Origin of the sequence: Nguyenibacter vanlangensis, assembly GCF_013376155.1 — a bacterium.
GTDB lineage: Bacteria > Pseudomonadota > Alphaproteobacteria > Acetobacterales > Acetobacteraceae > Gluconacetobacter > Gluconacetobacter vanlangensis.
The window spans coordinates 1-1,840 of the sequence record NZ_JABXXP010000568.1; the positions used below are offsets into that span (position 1 = coordinate 1).

The 1,840-nt window shown below is 70.0% G+C and carries 2 protein-coding genes; one reads left to right on the forward strand and one right to left on the reverse strand.

What is annotated here, in order from left to right; translation table 11 throughout:
* Positions 1-348 precede the first annotated feature (348 nt).
* Positions 349-1,134: an alpha/beta fold hydrolase gene (locus HUK84_RS16725; RefSeq protein ID WP_176641285.1), complete on the forward strand. Its 786-nt coding sequence runs from the start codon at positions 349-351 to the stop codon at positions 1,132-1,134.
* A 36-nt stretch (positions 1,135-1,170) separates the two neighbouring features.
* Here HUK84_RS16725 and HUK84_RS16730 read toward each other — a convergent pair whose 3' ends face one another.
* The gene (locus HUK84_RS16730; RefSeq protein ID WP_176641286.1) at positions 1,171-1,833 is read right to left on the reverse strand and encodes a DNA-3-methyladenine glycosylase family protein; all 663 of its coding nucleotides are present in this window, start codon (positions 1,831-1,833) and stop codon (positions 1,171-1,173) included.
* Positions 1,834-1,840: the final 7 nt, after the last annotated feature.

Below are 1,840 nucleotides of genomic sequence, written 5' to 3' on the forward strand. Positions count from 1 at the left end.
GAACCCGGCACCGTCCCCGCCCGCGGCGCGCGCTGACGGCGCAGATGGTTCAGCAGGCCGGAACTGGGAGACGGCACGGCAGATACTTTCGCGCGGCGCCAGCGGCGGCAAGGCGCCCGTGCCGCCTATTTGAAGTCATGTCCCCCCCAGATCAACTGAAATATCGGCCGAAATATCCGCCGAGGAACGCGTGCGGACCCCGAACCCGGACAACGCCCCGCGCACGGCGGGCGTTCCGGAGGCGGCCTTTGCGCGCGGCGCGGAAGACCATAAGCTGCATCCTGACCCGCGGAATCGGGGACCGATGACGGGCCCGGTGCGAGACGCGGAAGGAAGGATGGTGCTGCCGTGCTGCTGAACGTGATCGCGCGCGAGCCCGAGCAGGAGGGCGGCATGGCGCGCCCGCCCATCGTGCTGCTGCACGGGCTGTTCGGCCGGGCGCGCAACCTGGGATTCTTTCAGCGGCGCCTGGCGCGGACGCGGCGCACCCTGGCGATCGACCTGCGCAACCATGGCGACAGTCCGCACGGGCCGATGGATTACAACAGCATGGCGGCGGACCTGCTGGAGACGCTGGCCCATCATGCGGCGCTGCCGGCGACCCTGGTCGGCCATTCGATGGGCGGCAAGGTGGCGATGACCCTGGCCCTGACCCGGCCGGGCATGGTGCACAGCCTGCTGGTGGCCGATATTCCGCCCGCCAGGACCGGCCATGGCCAGTTTTCGCTGGGCGAGCAGATGTTGCGGGTGAAATTCCCGCCCCATCTGAACCGGGCGGAAGCCGACACGCTGCTGGCGCGCGACATTTCCAATACCGACGTGCGGGCGCTGATGCTGCAGAATCTGCGGCTGGGCGACAATCCGGGCTGGACCATCGGGTTGCGCGACATCGTGTCGTCGATGACCAATATCGAAAGCTGGCCCTATATCCCCGAGGGCTATTCCTATCCCGGTCCGACCCTGTTTCTGGCGGGGGGCAATTCGCCCTATATCCGGCCGGAACATTACGGGGTGATGCGGCGGCTGTTTCCCCGTTACCGGCTGGAGCTGATCGAGAAGGCCGGGCATTGGCTGCATGTGGAGAACCCGGCGCGCTTCGCCGCCCTGCTGGAAGATTTCGTCGAGCAATATTGAGGGCGCGGCATTAAGGGCGCGGCGGGACCCGGGCCGTCAGCCGGTCAGGATGTTGGCCTGGACCGGCCGCCGGCCCTCTTCCGCCGCGCGCCAGAGATACCAGGCGGCGGCCGAGCGATGGGGGCTCCAGGCGCGGGCGATGTCGGCGAGCGCCCTGGGTTTGGGCTGGGCGTCGAGATGTTTCAGCACGCGCCAGCCCTCGCGCACGCCGAAATCGTCGACCGGCATGACGTCGGGCCGGCCGAGCGCGAAGATCAGCAGCATTTCCACCGTCCAGCGCCCGATCCCGCGCAGGCCGACCAGTCTTGCGACCAGTTCGTCGTCGGAGAGGGCGACGGCCTGCGCCCGCGACGGGACGGTGCCGTCGAGGCTGGCGCGGGCCACGCCCTGCATCGCCGCGATCTTGCTGCCGGACAGGCCGCAGCCGCGCAGGGCTTCGACGGGAAAGGACAGCAGGGCTGCCGGATCGGGCAGCGTGCCACCCGCGAGCGCCACCAGCCGCCCCAGGATGGCCTGTGCCGCCTTGCCGTGCAGTTGCTGGTGGGCGATGGCCTCGAGCAGGGCGGCATAGGGTTCCTGGACGGCATGGACGCGCAGGCGGCAGGGGCCGGTGCGGGCGATGAGGGCGGCGAGATCGGGGTCGGCGGCCGAGAGATGGCGGCGGATGGCGCGGTCCCGGGCGGGCGACAGGCCGAGCATCGGCGGT

Bases quoted from the DNA above. Each gene is read 5' to 3' on its own strand.
- HUK84_RS16730 (WP_176641286.1), bottom strand. From the start codon at position 1,833: ATGCTCGGCCTGTCGCCCGCCCGGGACCGCGCCATCCGCCGCCATCTC.